Source organism: Neorhizobium sp. JUb45, assembly GCF_004343585.1.
In the GTDB taxonomy this organism is placed as follows: Bacteria; Pseudomonadota; Alphaproteobacteria; order Rhizobiales; family Rhizobiaceae; genus Neorhizobium.
This window is the reverse complement of record NZ_SLYW01000001.1, coordinates 447,085-461,175: the sequence shown is the minus strand read 5'-3', so window position 1 is coordinate 461,175 and position 14,091 is coordinate 447,085. Positions and strand designations below refer to the sequence as shown.

Sequence of the window (14,091 nt, the reverse complement as noted above, 5' to 3'; positions counted from 1 at the left end):
GGGGCCGAAACCTTGAAGGTTGCGCCTCAGCAGCAGGAGTATAAAGACTTGCCCATCGCATTGCCGCTGTTTGTCAGCCTTGGCCTGCTGATCACCATGAGTTCTCTTTCGATCGGCCTTGCGGTCGCGCTGCCGGCGGGCACGCAATTGCCGCTTCATTTCGCGCTCTGGGCTGAACCCGGCACCTTCACTTCGGCCGGCTTTGCATTGTCATTGCTGCCGGGTGCCGCCGCGTTGGCGACACTGCTTTTCGCGCTGGGGCCGAAAATCAACAAGGGAATAGCAGCCATTCAGGGCCGCTACCTCGCCCTGTGGCTATTCACCGTTTTCATCCTTGCCGTCGCTCACGGCTTTATCATCCGCGGCGCACTATATGCTCTCAAAGCATCGATGAGCTGATCAGCTGCGGCGGAAACGGTTGGCGGCTTCGACCGCCTTTTTCTGCACTTCCTCGTTGATGCCGAGATAAAAATCCTCGAGCACCGGATCAGGCAGTCCGGCACGGCGTGACAGCACATACCATTTTGCCGCTTCCACCGGGTCCGGCCGTGTGCCGAGCGCGTTGATATAGAGATGCGCCAGCTTGTTCTGCGCAACCACATTGCCGCGCACGGCAGCGACCCGCAGCCAGGTAAAGCCCTGATCGAAATCGCGATCGCCACCAACGCCGTTGACCAGCCAGATGCCCATGTCGAGCTGCGCCGTATCGAAACCGGCCTTGGCGGCCCGCTCCAGAAATTCACGTGCTCTTTTGGTCTTTTCAGCCGGCAGATCCCTGATCGACACATAAAGCTGGGATACCGCATATTGCGCATCCGCCAGCCCCTGCACAGCCGCCTTCTCATAAAAAGGCAACGCCAGCTTCATTCCCTTTTCACCGGGGTTCTGGGAAATCAGGATCTGCCCCCAGTTGAATTGCGCGGACGAATTGCCGGCTTCGGCTGCCTTGCGCATATATTCATCGGCCTTGGCCTTGTCGTGTTTGACGCCACGCCCGGAAATCAGCATCAGCGCATACTGGAACATCGCGGCCGGATCACCACCCTCGGCGGCACGGCCGAACCAGAAGGCGGCGGAATTGATATCCTGCTTGATGCCCTGCCCGCGCATGGTCATTTCCGCGACCAGCGTCTGCGAAGCAGCATCGCCCTTTTCCGCCTTGGGCAAAGCGATCGACAGCGCCGTGATGTAAAGACCGCGCTGATAGGCACCATAAGCCTCGTCGATCTTGCCAGTGAACGGCTTTTCCGGCGGCAGCGCCGGCAACTCGGTGCCCATGCGCTGATAGAGCGTCACGCCGCTGGACGGGATCTCGCCGCCCTGCCCGTTTTCGCCTGCATCGCGGGCACCACGAAACGACTGTGCGCCGGTTTCAACGGGTCGCGAGACCGCACGCGGCGTCGTTTTCGACTGCTGCGCCTCGGCTAAAGTCGGCGCAAGCGCCGAGACGATGGCCATGGCGGGCAGAAGGCTTTTAAGAATCGGTGACTTGGGGGCGCGGCTCATGAAACCCATCAAGCGCCAAACCGTGGCGCTTTTTCGTCCAAGGCAGCGTTGATTTCCGCAACGGCCGCGCGCGGGCCACCGGCATGCGAAAACACGCCCAGTCGCATGGCCACGAATTCCGAACCCGACTCGGCCACGGTGACGGCAGATGCGGCATCCGTGCCGCCCATGACGATGCAGGGAATTTCCACCATCGACGACCACCATTCGCCAAGTGCGACATTTTTCGGATGCGCTTCCGGCTTGATGTCACCCTCCAGCTTGCCGAAGAAAATATAGTCCGGGCGCAATTCGCCAACTTCGAGCGCCTTGTGGCGATCGGCCGCCGCACCGGCACCGACCATCAGTTTCGGCGTGAACTTTTCGATCGCTTCGCCGAGTTCCTCGAGCGGACCGACGATATGCAGACCATCGGCCTTGGCACGGCCGGCCACGCGGCTATCGCCGGAGATCATCGCAGCGGCGCCGGCTTCCTGAATGATCGGCACCAGCTTTTCGGCACGCGCCTGAAACGCCTGCTCGGCGAGTTCATATTGCGGCACGATCACCGAAGCGACATCGCCGCCTTCAAGGGCGGCGGTGAGCTGTTCCACGAGTGCCGCATCATCCGCCAGATCGGGCAGGATCAGCACGAGGCGGCAGCGGTCTTCGGATGCGGACATGGTGTTTCCATTTCTTCGAGTTGCGAGGCGAACCGTTTGCCGGCATCGCGCCCTCGTCCATAGTCTCCTTTGTGCGCCATATTTGGTGAACAAAGGAGACTATGGACGTTTAGGAGCTGCGCATCGTACTTTCCGAAAACCTAATCCGGTTTTCGGGTCGATGCGCCTGTTCTGGCAAATCCGATAAACCGGAGCGACACAAGGATCAACACCGCTTCATGTTTCTCCCTTCGCTCGATTTCTTTCTCGCGGCGGTTCCGGCCGTGATTCTCGTCGGTCTGTCCAAAGGCGGGCTCGGCGGCGCGCTGGCGCTAATGGGTGTTCCGCTGATGGCTCTGGTGGTCGGCCCGGTCGAAGCGGCAGCGATCTTTCTGCCGATCCTGATCGTCATGGATATCGTGGCGCTGTGGGCATGGCGAAAATTCAACGACCGCAAGACGCTGCTGATGATCCTGCCCGGCGGCATTGTCGGCATTGCGCTCGGCTGGGCGACATCCGCCATGGTCTCGGCCGATGCGCTGCGTGTCGTCATCGCGGTCGCCACCATTCTCTTTGCCCTGCGTTATTTCCAGCAGAAATGGATGACGCCTGCCGATCACGAAACACAGCCACTGCCGCATCGGCCTGTCGCCGCCAATTTCTGGGGCATGCTGTCCGGTTACGCCAGTTTTGTCGCCCATGCCGGCGGGCCGCCCTTTCAGATCTACGTCATGCCGATGCGGCTCGATCCGCGGGCCTATACCGGCGCCAGCGTGCGCTTTTTCGCGCTGGTGAATGCGGTCAAGGTCATTCCCTATTTCGCGCTCGGCGCCTTCGATACGAAAAACCTCACGGCCTCCGCCACGCTGCTGCCGATCGCCTTTCTGGCGACGATGGCCGGCGCGGCGCTTGTGCGGCGCATGAAGATCGAACTCTTCTATCCGCTGATGTATGCGCTGGCTCTGGCGGCCGGCCTGAAACTGCTTTGGGACGGCCTGATGTAACCACACGACACTGTGACGGGAACAAACCTCGCTGCACTGCACAATGTGTCTTGATGGGACAGGACCCATGACATAGCCTGCCCGCCATGACAGCCATCGACCCCTTCACCGCCATCGCCGACCCGAACCGCCGGCACCTGCTCGAAGAACTTCGGCGGGCGCCGAAAACCGTCAACGAACTGGCAAAAGGCCTGCCGATCAGCCCCCGGCGGTGTCGCAACATCTGAAGGCGCTGCTCGACTGCAATCTGGTGACGGTGACCTCCGAAGGCACGCGACGCATCTATGCGATCAATGTCGGCGGTTTCGACAGGCTGAACCTCTGGCTCGACCAGTTCTGGGGCGAGAACGCCTGAGGCGCACACGTTCAACAAACGCTTCAGGTCGGAGAACTGATTTGTCAGATCATGCCAGTCAAGCCGTTGTTTGCATTGCAATTACACGTCGCGACAAATGAAAAGGCCGCCGCTTGAACCACATATTGGTGATCCGGCGACGGCCCGAAACTCGTTACTGAAAAAGGATCAGTGACGCGTGGAACCCTTCAGGCGTTCCAGCTCATCTTTGATACGCAGCTTGCGTCTTTTAAGGTGCACGATCTCCTGATCGTCCGTGGAGGGAGACGCAAGAACACTCTGAAGTTCATCCTCAAGAACCTCGTGTTTCTTCTCAAGCGATGCAATATGAGCCTGTACGGTCATGTGGCATATCCTTCCTTCTTATACCTGCCTCCAGCCATCCATTCGGTTGGAGGCCTCAGGTTTGCGAAGGAAGTGTGACACGATCAAAGCCCGATGTCGAAGGTGAAATCTTGATAACTGAGTGGCAAAATCGTGGCATTGATAACGAATTATGATCGATCTCTAAAATAAAATTGCGTTCCGTTATCCTGCTACCGCCAAGGCTGCAAAGCGGCCCAGTATGAAACCATCAAGACAGCCGGATTCGGCAACAGTGGTTTACGCCTCCCCACGGAAGTTGTGTTCAGCGGTAACCGTCACTTCATTTGGCGTTGTGCAAGGCTAGTCGTTCCCGTCGTTTGATGGTAGGAGCTTGCGCGATAATTGAGGGTCCATAGAGACCCGGAATGGAATGGGGACAAAGGGTATGGCCGATCAGGAGCAGGCGGATGTCAGGCTCGCGCTGGCGAGGTTGCGTCAGGAGCACGAAGATTACGACGTCGCCATCAATGCCATGATCAAGGTCGGCGCCGATGCCCTGCGCGTCCAGCGCATGAAAAAGAAGAAGCTGGTCATCAAGGACAAGATGACCCAGCTCGAAGACCAGATCCTTCCCGACATCATCGCCTGAAAGGTTTTGCCGTGACCGACAGACCCGCCGTCGCCATCATCATGGGCAGCCAGTCCGACTGGGAAACCATGAAGAACGCCGCCGATACACTTGATGCTCTCGACATCGGTTACGAGGCCCGCATCGTTTCCGCCCACCGCACGCCGGACCGGATGTACGAGTTTGCCAAGGGCGCGCGCGACGAAGGTTTCAAGGTCATCATCGCCGGTGCCGGTGGTGCAGCGCATCTGCCGGGCATGACCGCATCGCTGACGCCGCTGCCGGTTTTCGGCGTGCCGGTTCAGTCGAAAACGATGAGCGGCCTCGACAGTCTTTATTCGATCGTACAGATGCCGGCCGGCATTCCGGTCGGCACGATGGCAATCGGTCGCGCCGGCGCCATCAATGCCGCCCTGCTCGCAGGCGCCGTTCTGGCACTGTCCGACGAAGACCTCGCCGACCGGCTTGACGCTTACCGCGCCGAACACACCGAAGCGGTCGCAGAATACCCTATCGACGAGGCACCCTGAGCCGCATGACACCTGAGATGAAGACGATCGGCATTATCGGTGGTGGCCAGCTTGGCCGCATGCTGGCCATGGCGGCTGCCCGCCTGAACTTCCGCACCATCATTCTGGAACCGCAGGCCGATTGTCCTGCAGCCCAGGTGGCGAATGCACAGATCACCGCAGCCTATGACGATCCGGCCGCACTCGAGGAACTCGCCCGCCTCTGCAATATCGTTACCTATGAATTCGAAAACGTGCCGGTCACCGCCGCCGAAACGCTGGCGCGCACCGTGCCGGTCTATCCGCCCGCAAAGGCGCTGGACGTGGCGCAGGACCGTTTGACCGAAAAACGCTTCCTCAACGGCTGCGGCATCGAGACGGCCAAATTCCACGCGGTCGACAGCCAGGCCGACCTTGAAGCAGCGCTTGCCGATTTCGGCGGACAGGGCGTGCTGAAAACCTGCCGCATGGGTTATGACGGCAAGGGCCAGCGCGTGTTCCGCGGCGGCGAAAACCTGACCGGTGCCTTCGATTCGCTCGGCGGCGTGCCGCTCATCCTCGAAAGCTTTGTCGCCTTCGAGCGCGAAGTGTCGATCATCGCCGCTCGCGGCATCGATGGTGCTATCGCCTGTTACGATCCGGCCGAAAACGTCCACCGCAACGGCATCCTGCACACATCCACCCTGCCCGCACGCGTGCTCGACACGACGGCGCAGACAGCACGTCAGGCAGCCGAAAAGCTGCTCGCCGCGCTCGATTATGTCGGCGTCATCGGCATGGAGTTTTTCGTGATGCCGGATGGCGCCCTGATCGCCAACGAGATCGCCCCGCGCGTCCACAATTCCGGTCACTGGACGGAAGCCGCCTGCATCATCTCGCAGTTCGAGCAACATATTCGCGCGGTCTCGGGCCTGCCACTCGGCAATCCGCACCGTCATTCCGATTGCGTAATGACCAACCTGATCGGCGACGACATCAACGACCTGCCGGAATGGCTGAAGCGCAAGAATGCTTACGTCCATCTCTATGGCAAGGCCGAAGCGCGGCCGGGCCGCAAGATGGGCCACGTCACCCAGCTGATCGGTTAGGCCAAAAGCTCATAATTCACGCAAAGCCTGAACTTTCCACCAACCCTGCCAACTGTTCGCTCCACGACATGGACACTGCTGATTTTCTGACGCGTATACGCAACCACTATGTCGATCAATTTCGCGCCTTTATGGAGCAGCAACAGGCAGCCTGCAGCCAAGGCGCATCCGAGGTGAAGTTGCAGTTAGGCGAGCAAAGCGAGTTGTTTGAGCGTCTCTATTGCGTTGACTTCATTAAGAACGACGGTCGTCACGAGATTGTAGACTTTCAAGCGGAGAACGTTCTCACTTTCGATCCAATCGTCGGAACGCTCGGCAAGACTTCTCTGTCGATCAAGTGCCTGCAGTGGGATGATGTGCTCATCCGCCATGATCTCGAGGGCCTGCCGCCCGATCAATTGTCTCACTGGTTCCGTTTCTGGTTCGATCCAGAAGATTCACGCCGTGACCCCAACGCCGAGTTGTCGGAAACCATTCACTCCATGCTGATCGAGTCCAACTGCATCAGTGTTGACTTCGGAACGGCCAACTCTGGAGCTTTCTGGGAAATCCTTCAACTGCTTGAGAATGCTGGCGCTACTCGTATCGAAGTCAGCAGTTCTCGCGCAGAAACGACAATCTCTCATTGACGATTTCAGCACCTGAAAACTATCCCGCCTTCGGCGGTTTGATGAAACAGGTGGCCGAGGCGCTGGCCAGCAGATGGCCATCCGCATCCTTCAACGTCCCCTCGGCAATCCCGATCGACCGCGACAGATGCGTCACCCGCGCTTCGGCGACGAGATCCTGATCGCGCGGCACCGGCCGCATCATCTTCACCCCAAGATCGACCGTGCCGAAGCCGATTCCGGCATCGAGCATGCTGTGCACGGCGCAGCCCGTGACCGAATCGAGCAGCGTCGCAGCAAAACCGCCATGCACACCGCCGAGCGGATTGAGATGACGGCTGTCGGCGCGGGCATGGATGACGACTCGGCCCTTTTCCACCTCCATCTCCCTCATTCCCATCGTTTGCGAAATGCTGGCGGCGGGAATCAGCCCCGCGGCCGAGGCCTGCAGCAGTTCCAGACCCGTCATGTTCGTGAGATCCACCACCTTCCCTCCCGTCAAACCGTGCATGAGGGCCAAGAGTTGCACGCATGCAGGCATTGTCAATCACCGCAAAGCGGCATTAACCTGTGGCAAAGCTGCGAAAAATCGGCGGTGACTGCGCGAGAAGCCCCGGAAAACCGCGTCATATGGTTGACATGCGCCAACGCTGCTTGTATCTCGACGCCAACCTAAAGGCGCGCCTTCCTTTGACAAACAAAGCGGTGCGCTTTTGATTGATAGAGACAAGCGGCTTAACGGCCCACAGACTGCTGGATCAAAGCAATGAAGATCAAGAATTCGCTTAAGGCGCTGAAGGCTCGTCACCGCGACAACCGTCTGGTTCGCCGCAAGGGCCGCATCTACATCATCAACAAGCTGAACCCGCGCTTCAAGGCTCGTCAGGGCTGATTGTGGCTGGCGGCTTTCATGCAAGGCCGCTGCGGATCACATTGTTGATAAAAGACCGATTTCGGTTTGATATTGAGCGCATGCGGATTATCTTTTCCGCCATGCGCTTTTTCCGTTTTGCCTCACCGCTCGCCCTCGCTCTCGCCACGATGCCTCTGGTCGGCCTTTCGCCGTCCGCTGTCGCGTTGGCGCAGGAAACGCCGAATGGCGCTGCTCCGGGCAATGATACGCTGCCGGGCGTAACCATCCCGCCAAAATCCCCTGCCCCCGCCCAGCCGCTGCCGCCCCTGCCTGAACGGCATGTCGATACGCCGGCAGCGCCGCAGACCAGGCCGCAGGAACAGGCCAAGGCCGCACCGGCACCGGCCGAGAACCTGTCACCCTCCGCGAAAATAGACAGCCTTCTGGCCCAGCTGAAACGCGAGGGCGACCCGGACAAGGCCAAGAACCTCGCCGAAGAGATCCAAACCGGCTGGACTGAGTCTGGCAGCGCCACCGTCGATCTTCTGCTGCAATGGGCATCCGAGGCGGTAGAAAAGAAGAATAACGGCGCCGCCCTCGATTTCCTCGACCGTGCCACGCTGATCGATCCAGACTTCACCGGCGCATGGCAGCAGCGCGCCACGCTGCATTACACGATGGGTGATCGCCGCAAGGCCATGGCCGACATCAACGAAGTGCTGAAACGCGAGCCGCGCCATTTTGGCGCCATTGCCGGCATGGCGGCGATCCTGATGGAAGCGGAGGAAGATGCGCTCGCCGAAAAGGCGCTGGCGCAATATCTGGCCATCTACCCGGCCGACAAGGAAGCCCGCGAGCAGATGGAAAAGCTGTCGGAAAAAATTGCCGGCAGCCGTACCTGATCGGCCGGGCGTCGGAAACTTATCGGGCGCCTGAGCCGTTATCCCGTAAATGCACCATCCGCACCCCGCCCGCACGAACCTGTCCAGACCCCTCCGCCTGATGATCACAGCTCTCGCCGCCCTTGCCCTCCTCCTTGCCGCCGCCTTTGGCTTCACCGCATGGCAGGCAGCCGCCATCGAGCGGCGTTTTCCCAATATCGGCACGCTGACCGATATCGGCGGCTACCGCATGAACGCCCTGCATGTGCCGGCCGGAAAAAATGCCGACCTGCCGCCGCTGGTCTTCATCCACGGCGCCAGCGGAAACTTGCGTGATCAGGAGGCAGCCTTTCTCGCTCCCTTGCGCGGCCGTGCCGAAATGCTGTTCGTCGATCGCCCCGGCCACGGATATTCGCAACGCGGCGGGCACGAAAACGACACGCCGGACGGACAGGCAGCCGCCATCGCCAAGCTGATGGACGCCTATGGAATGCAGCGCGCTGTCATCGTCTCGCATTCGTTCGGCGGCGCCATCGCAGCCAGCTTCGCTGTCTTCCACCCCGAAAAGACGGCTGGGCTGGTGTTCCTCTCCCCCGCCACCCATCCCTGGCCGGGCGGTGTTGACTGGTATTACGGACTGGCATCACGGCCGGTGATCGGCTGGCTGTTCACCCGCCTTGCCTCGCTGCCGGCCGGCCTGCTGCTGATGGATGGCGCCACAAAATCCGTCTTCAGCCCCAACCTGCGCCGCGAGCGCTATGTCGACGAAGGCGCCCCCGCCCTCGTCCTGCGCCCATCAACGTTCCGCGCCAATGCCACCGACGTCTTTAATCTCCACGACTATGTTGCCCGCATCGCGCCACGTTACCGGGAGATCAAGGCACCGACGGTCATCATCACCGGCGACAGCGACCCGATCGTTCTCGAAGAAATCCACTCGCAAGGGCTCGCCCGCGATATCACTGGCTCCGAACTGGTGATGGTCCACGGCCTCGGCCACAAACCGGATTACGTCATCACCGACCTGTGTATCGCGGCAATCGAAAAGGTGGCGGGGTTCGAGCGCGATTTGCAGGCGACCGCCAAGGTGGTGGAGACAAGACTGCAGCAGAGCGGCGTGCCCGCGCAGTCGGCGATGGGCGCGTCGATCGAAAGAAACTAAGCGGCAGCCATCGATGCCGGATGCCGATAGACCAGATCGGCAGGATCATGTCGCGCCGCATCGGCATCCAGCACCGCGCCCAGCCGTTCCGCCAGACGGCAGGACGCCGTATTTTCGGGATGAATATAACTCACCAGCGTCTCAAGGCTGAGCGCCCCAAATGCCCAGTCGCGCATGGCGTTGGCCGCCTCGAATGCATAGCCTCTACCCTCGAAACCGAGATAAAGCAGCCAGCCGAGTTCGTGTTCGGGAAATAGTGGCCCGGCATTGATGCCGACCTGACCGATACATTGTCCGGCAGCGGCATCGCCTTCGCGCAGCTCGATCATCAGCGAGCCGTGCCCCAAGAGATGCCATTGCGCCACGTCATGGCAGAACATGCCCCAGGCGATCGCCTGCTCATGCGGCCCGCCCATATAGATGGAGCGGTCGGTGGCCATGAAGGCCGCATAGGACGGCCAGTCTTCCATGCGCGGGACACGTAGTGTCAGGCGCTCGGTAACGAGTGTCGGGATCGTCGGCATTGGCAAAGAGGTCATCAGACACAGTCCTGGAAAACAGAAACGGCCGGATTTCTCCGGCCGCTCGAAAGTCATGGCAATCTCTGCAAAACCTCAGACGGCGCTCTGGCCGTCGGCGCCGATATAGGCGATGCGCACCATGTTGGTGGCGCCCGGCGTGCCGAGCGGAACACCGGCCGAGATGATGATGCGGTCGCCCGGCTTGCCAAAGCTTTCTTCGGCAACGATGCGGCAAGCGCGGTTGACCATGTCGTCGAGATCCGTCGCGTCATGGGTGACGACGCAGTGCAGGCCCCAGCAGACCGACAGGCGGCGTGCCGTCTGTACCTTCGGCGAAAGAGCCAGGATCGGAACGTTCGGACGCTCGCGCGAGGCGCGCAGGCCCGTCGTGCCCGACGAGGTATAGGTGACGATGGCCGCCAGTTTCAGCGTTTCAGCGATCTGGCGGGCAGCCAGCGAAATCGCATCGGCGCCGGTTGCTTCCGGCGTGGCGCGCTGTGCGTAGATGATGCTCGGATAAAGCGGATCCTGCTCGACCGTATGGGCAATCGACGCCATCATCGACACGGCTTCGACCGGATACTGGCCGGAAGCCGATTCGGCCGACAGCATGACGGCATCGGCGCCTTCGAACACGGCGATCGACACGTCCGACACTTCGGCGCGGGTCGGCACCGGTGCGGTGATCATCGATTCCAGCATCTGCGTGGCGACGACGACAGGCTTGCCGGCGCGGCGGCAGGCGCGGGTCAGCTGCTTCTGGATGCCCGGCACCATTTCGATCGGCATTTCAACGCCAAGGTCGCCACGGGCCACCATCAGCGCATCGGAAAGCTCGATGATTTCTTCGATGCGCTCGAGAGCCTGCGGCTTTTCGATCTTCGACATCAGGCCGACGCGGCCGCCGGAAATGCGGCGAACTTCGACCAGATCTTCCGGGCGCTGCACGAAGGAAAGCGCAACCCAGTCGACATCGTCGGTGGCCAGAACGGCGTCAAGGTCGGCGCGGTCCTTGTCGGTCAGAACGCCGACTTCCAGCAGCGTGTCGGGCAGGCTGACGCCCTTGCGGTCGGAAATGCTGGTGCCGGCAACGACGGTACAGACAATCGACTTGCCATCGACCTTGGTCGCCTTCAGCGCCAGCTTGCCGTCGTCGATCAGCAGGCGGTCGCCAACCTTCACCGATGTCAGAATTTCCGGATGCGGCAGGAAAACGCGATTTTCATCGCCCGGCGCTTCGTTGTTGTCGAGCGTGAAGGTCTGGCCGGGGGTCAGCGTAACCTTGGTATCGGCAAACTTGCCGACGCGCAGCTTTGGTCCCTGGAGGTCGGCGAGAATGCCGATCGGGCGGCCCGAACGGGCCTCCACCGCGCGGATGCGCGTGATCAGCGTGCGCATCATGTCGTGGCTGGCGTGGCTCATGTTGATACGAAAGAGATCGGCGCCCGCTTCGTGCAGCTTCTCGATCATCGCCTCTTCGGACGACGCCGGACCGAGTGTTGCAAGAATTTTTACTTTGCGATTACGCTTCATCAGTTCTGGCCTTCCTGCGTGCCTGTATTGTCGGAGAGCTGGACCATCCAGCTTCCCTGACGGCCTGTGTCATATTCCTTGAAGCCCATTTTCTGGTAACCGCGGGCAAAGCAGTCTCCGACGCCGGTGATCTTGAACTCGTTTTCGGCGACGCACATGCTGACTTCGCCGGTCCAACGGCCACCACGGGCTGAATCCTCGGCATAGAGATAATAATAACGCGATTGCAGCTCACCCTCGATCAGAGTGGCGCAGCTTGAGGCAGGGACCTGCCACCAGCCTTCGGAAATCCAGCCCTCCTGGGCGCGGTAACCAATACCGACACCGACGAGGTTCTGCGTGCCATTGCACACACGGAAATCAGCGCGTGCTTCGCCTGCCGCAAACAGCGGCACGGCAGCGGCAAGCGCCAGCCCGAAAAGAGTTGGTGACAAAAGAGCGGTGAAGGAAAACAAGGATGGTTTCGACACGGTTTCCGGCGGATCCCCTGCTAAATCAGATGCACTGTTCTTGGCGCGGCCACGATCGAAAGTCAAACGAAAGTCTAATCGTTTAGCGTCCGCCTTCGGGCCGATTTCCTGCGATTATGCCCCCTTCGCCTTGCCTATCCGCAAACTGCGTGCGATCACACGCCGGGTTAAAAATCAGCCAGAACAAACAATTGGTAAGCCGGGCAGCGGGCAATGCAGGATTTCAGTTCCTACGAAATCGTACAGGGTAATTATGACGCCGGGATGGTGCTTCTGGCCGATCACGCCATGAACCGGTTGCCGCCCGGTTACGGCACGCTCGGTCTCGATGAAGCAGCCTTCAGGCGCCACATCGCCTATGATATCGGCATCGAAGGCCTGACCCGCAGTCTGGCGTCCATGCTCGGCATCCCCGCCGTGCTTTGCGGTTTTTCAAGACTGCTGATCGATCCCAATCGCGGCGAAGACGATCCGACCTTGATCATGCGCATCTCCGACGGCGCAATCATTCCGGGAAACCACCCGATCACCGACAGCGAATGGCAGCATCGGCTGAACAGTTTCCACCGGCCCTATCATCAGGCCGTGGATTTGACGATCGTCAAAGCTGCAAGGGAAAGCGGCAAAACGCCGCTGGTTGTGTCCCTCCACTCTTTTACGCCGGCCTGGAAGGGCGTGCCGCGCCCATGGCATGCCTCGGTGCTGTGGGACAGCGATCACCGCGCCGTCCGGCCTCTGCTGGATATGCTGCGCGAAAACCCTGCGCTTCTGATCGGCGACAATGAGCCTTATGATGGCGCCTTGAAAAACGACACCATGTATCGCCACTGCATGCGCCCCGGCATTGCGCACGCCCTATTGGAAGTGCGCCAGGACCTGATCGGTGACGACAATGGTATCGCGGAATGGGCGCAGCGGTTGGCGCCGATTTTCGCCAAAATGAATGCCGACCCGGCCTTGCACGAGCAACAGATATTTCCGTCGCGCACCGGCCCCTACCCGGCCTGAGCGAACACGAGACAAAGGAGATCGCCCGATGAGCGACCTGACCGAACAGCAGAAAACCGAACTCGAGGCCGCAGCCTTTCGCCGCCTCGTCAGCCACCTGCGCGAACGTTCCGACGTGCAGAATATCGACATGATGAATCTGGCCGGTTTCTGCCGCAACTGCCTGTCCAACTGGTATCTCGATGCGGCGAATGAAAAGGGCATTGCCCTGACCAAGGATGCATCACGCGCAATCGTCTATGGCATGCCCTATGAGGATTGGAAAAACCAACATCAGGCGGAAGCATCCGACGCTCAAAAAGCCGCATTCGAGAGCAACAAGCCCTCGCATGGGTAGCCCGGAGCCATTCACTATTGAATGGCTCTCACGTAAATTGGCTTGACCTTGCCCGCACTTCGCGGCAGGTGACACCACCCGCAAAATTGTCGAGACTATTTTAGGAGGCCCCGATGTCTGATGCCCATGGCGTCGCCCGCGACCAACTCCGCGCCTTTATCGAGCGCATCGAGAGACTGGAAGAAGAAAAGAAGACCATTGCCGACGACATCAAGGATGTCTACGGCGAGGCAAAGTCGATGGGTTACGACACCAAGATCATGAAAAAGGTCATCGCCCTTCGCAAGAAGGACGATCAGGAGCGCATGGAAGAGGATCTCATCCTCGACACCTACCTCTCCGCGCTCGGCATGATCCCCGGCGCCGGCACCGAGGAAGAAGCAGCAGCCTGATAGGCAGCCTTCATTCCCGAATTATCAAAGGGCGACAGCGCAAGCGGGTCGCCCTTTTTCGTATCACGGCAAGGTTTTGGGCAAGCGCGCGGTTCGGGGCAACAGCTTATGAAGCAAGTCCCCCTCTGGCCTGCCGGCCATCTCCCCCACAAGGGGGGAGAAAACCTGCGGCACCCGCTTTGCCTCAATTGAACTTCGGCGGATCAACTGGGTTAAGCCCTCCCCCTTGTGGGGGTCCGAAGGACGGGCGGGACCGGTGGCCCGCCCCGGTTAGTTGGGAGGGGCCTTT

At 60.3% G+C, this 14,091-nt stretch carries 19 protein-coding genes and 1 pseudogene; 13 read left to right on the top strand and 7 right to left on the bottom strand.

Going from position 1 to position 14,091, the window contains the following annotated elements; genetic code table 11:
* Positions 1 to 48 precede the first annotated feature (48 nt).
* The gene (locus EDF70_RS02105) at positions 49 to 399 is read left to right on the top strand and encodes a hypothetical protein (RefSeq protein WP_132271593.1); all 351 of its coding nucleotides are present in this window, start codon (positions 49 to 51) and stop codon (positions 397 to 399) included.
* Here the strand turns inward: EDF70_RS02105 and EDF70_RS02100 are convergent, their stop codons facing one another.
* Both EDF70_RS02100 and EDF70_RS02095 read right to left on the bottom strand, forming a co-directional pair.
* Entirely contained in the window at positions 400 to 1,506 is a 1,107-nt protein-coding gene (locus EDF70_RS02100) for a tetratricopeptide repeat protein (protein WP_165931921.1), read from the bottom strand.
* 8 nt (positions 1,507 to 1,514) lie between these two features.
* Positions 1,515 to 2,168, bottom strand: a complete 654-nt coding sequence (locus tag EDF70_RS02095; protein ID WP_132271592.1) for a thiamine phosphate synthase — start codon at positions 2,166 to 2,168, stop codon at positions 1,515 to 1,517.
* A 218-nt stretch (positions 2,169 to 2,386) separates the two neighbouring features.
* On the opposite strand from EDF70_RS02095, the gene EDF70_RS02090 reads away from it, so the two are divergent.
* Positions 2,387 to 3,151 (top strand): sulfite exporter TauE/SafE family protein, encoded by a 765-nt coding sequence (locus tag EDF70_RS02090; RefSeq protein WP_132271591.1) that lies wholly within the window; start codon positions 2,387 to 2,389, stop codon positions 3,149 to 3,151.
* 86 nt (positions 3,152 to 3,237) lie between these two features.
* Positions 3,238 to 3,506, top strand: a pseudogene (locus EDF70_RS02085) (metalloregulator ArsR/SmtB family transcription factor).
* Between the two features lie 168 nt (positions 3,507 to 3,674).
* Here the strand turns inward: EDF70_RS02085 and EDF70_RS02080 are convergent.
* Positions 3,675 to 3,851, bottom strand: coding sequence for a DUF465 domain-containing protein (locus tag EDF70_RS02080; RefSeq protein WP_132271590.1), 177 nt, complete (start codon positions 3,849 to 3,851; stop codon positions 3,675 to 3,677).
* 406 nt (positions 3,852 to 4,257) lie between these two features.
* Here EDF70_RS02080 and EDF70_RS02075 point away from each other — a divergent pair, with 406 nt between their 5' ends.
* The 4 genes from EDF70_RS02075 to EDF70_RS02060 all read left to right on the top strand — a co-directional run bounded on the left by EDF70_RS02075 (position 4,258) and on the right by EDF70_RS02060 (position 6,666).
* Entirely contained in the window at positions 4,258 to 4,461 is a 204-nt protein-coding gene (locus EDF70_RS02075) for a DUF465 domain-containing protein (RefSeq protein ID WP_132271589.1), read from the top strand.
* 41 nt (positions 4,462 to 4,502) lie between these two features.
* Complete coding sequence (purE, locus tag EDF70_RS02070) at positions 4,503 to 4,970, top strand: 5-(carboxyamino)imidazole ribonucleotide mutase (RefSeq protein WP_132272532.1); 468 nt, start codon at positions 4,503 to 4,505, stop codon at positions 4,968 to 4,970.
* Positions 4,971 to 4,975: 5 nt separating this feature from the next.
* Positions 4,976 to 6,037 (top strand): 5-(carboxyamino)imidazole ribonucleotide synthase, encoded by a 1,062-nt coding sequence (locus tag EDF70_RS02065; RefSeq protein ID WP_132271588.1) that lies wholly within the window; start codon positions 4,976 to 4,978, stop codon positions 6,035 to 6,037.
* 68 nt (positions 6,038 to 6,105) lie between these two features.
* On the top strand, positions 6,106 to 6,666 hold the full coding sequence (locus EDF70_RS02060) for a hypothetical protein (RefSeq protein ID WP_132271587.1): 561 nt from the start codon (positions 6,106 to 6,108) through the stop codon (positions 6,664 to 6,666).
* 19 nt (positions 6,667 to 6,685) lie between these two features.
* Here EDF70_RS02060 and EDF70_RS02055 read toward each other — a convergent pair whose 3' ends face one another.
* Positions 6,686 to 7,186, bottom strand: a complete 501-nt coding sequence (locus EDF70_RS02055; RefSeq protein WP_207908210.1) for a PaaI family thioesterase — start codon at positions 7,184 to 7,186, stop codon at positions 6,686 to 6,688.
* Positions 7,187 to 7,411: 225 nt separating this feature from the next.
* Between EDF70_RS02055 and ykgO the strand changes: the two genes are divergently transcribed.
* From ykgO to EDF70_RS02040, 3 genes are all read left to right on the top strand, one after another.
* Positions 7,412 to 7,537, top strand: coding sequence for a type B 50S ribosomal protein L36 (gene ykgO / locus EDF70_RS02050; RefSeq protein WP_132271586.1), 126 nt, complete (start codon positions 7,412 to 7,414; stop codon positions 7,535 to 7,537).
* An 80-nt stretch (positions 7,538 to 7,617) separates the two neighbouring features.
* Positions 7,618 to 8,400, top strand: coding sequence for a hypothetical protein (locus EDF70_RS02045; RefSeq protein WP_132271585.1), 783 nt, complete (start codon positions 7,618 to 7,620; stop codon positions 8,398 to 8,400).
* A gap of 100 nt (positions 8,401 to 8,500) precedes the next feature.
* Positions 8,501 to 9,541, top strand: a complete 1,041-nt coding sequence (locus EDF70_RS02040) for an alpha/beta hydrolase (RefSeq protein ID WP_132271584.1) — start codon at positions 8,501 to 8,503, stop codon at positions 9,539 to 9,541.
* Here EDF70_RS02040 and EDF70_RS02035 read toward each other — a convergent pair.
* The 3 genes from EDF70_RS02035 to EDF70_RS02025 form a co-directional block, all read right to left on the bottom strand.
* Positions 9,538 to 10,080 (bottom strand): GNAT family N-acetyltransferase, encoded by a 543-nt coding sequence (locus EDF70_RS02035; protein WP_245518998.1) that lies wholly within the window; start codon positions 10,078 to 10,080, stop codon positions 9,538 to 9,540. The two genes, EDF70_RS02040 and EDF70_RS02035, sit on opposite strands and share 4 nt — an antisense overlap.
* 75 nt (positions 10,081 to 10,155) lie before the next feature.
* The gene (gene pyk, locus EDF70_RS02030) at positions 10,156 to 11,595 is read right to left on the bottom strand and encodes a pyruvate kinase (RefSeq protein ID WP_132271583.1); all 1,440 of its coding nucleotides are present in this window, start codon (positions 11,593 to 11,595) and stop codon (positions 10,156 to 10,158) included.
* Complete coding sequence (locus EDF70_RS02025; RefSeq protein ID WP_245519064.1) at positions 11,595 to 12,008, bottom strand: DUF1036 domain-containing protein; 414 nt, start codon at positions 12,006 to 12,008, stop codon at positions 11,595 to 11,597. The genes pyk and EDF70_RS02025 overlap by 1 nt, the downstream gene beginning before the upstream one ends.
* A 270-nt stretch (positions 12,009 to 12,278) precedes the next feature.
* Between EDF70_RS02025 and EDF70_RS02020 the strand changes: the two genes are divergently transcribed.
* The 3 genes from EDF70_RS02020 (at position 12,279) to EDF70_RS02010 (ending at position 13,802) form a co-directional block, all read left to right on the top strand.
* On the top strand, positions 12,279 to 13,073 hold the full coding sequence (locus EDF70_RS02020; RefSeq protein ID WP_132271581.1) for an N-formylglutamate amidohydrolase: 795 nt from the start codon (positions 12,279 to 12,281) through the stop codon (positions 13,071 to 13,073).
* Between the two features lie 28 nt (positions 13,074 to 13,101).
* Complete coding sequence (locus EDF70_RS02015; RefSeq protein ID WP_132271580.1) at positions 13,102 to 13,410, top strand: DUF1244 domain-containing protein; 309 nt, start codon at positions 13,102 to 13,104, stop codon at positions 13,408 to 13,410.
* A gap of 113 nt (positions 13,411 to 13,523) precedes the next feature.
* A complete protein-coding gene (locus tag EDF70_RS02010; RefSeq protein WP_132271579.1) occupies positions 13,524 to 13,802 on the top strand; it encodes a DUF2312 domain-containing protein in 279 nt (92 codons plus the stop codon).
* Positions 13,803 to 14,091: the final 289 nt, after the last annotated feature.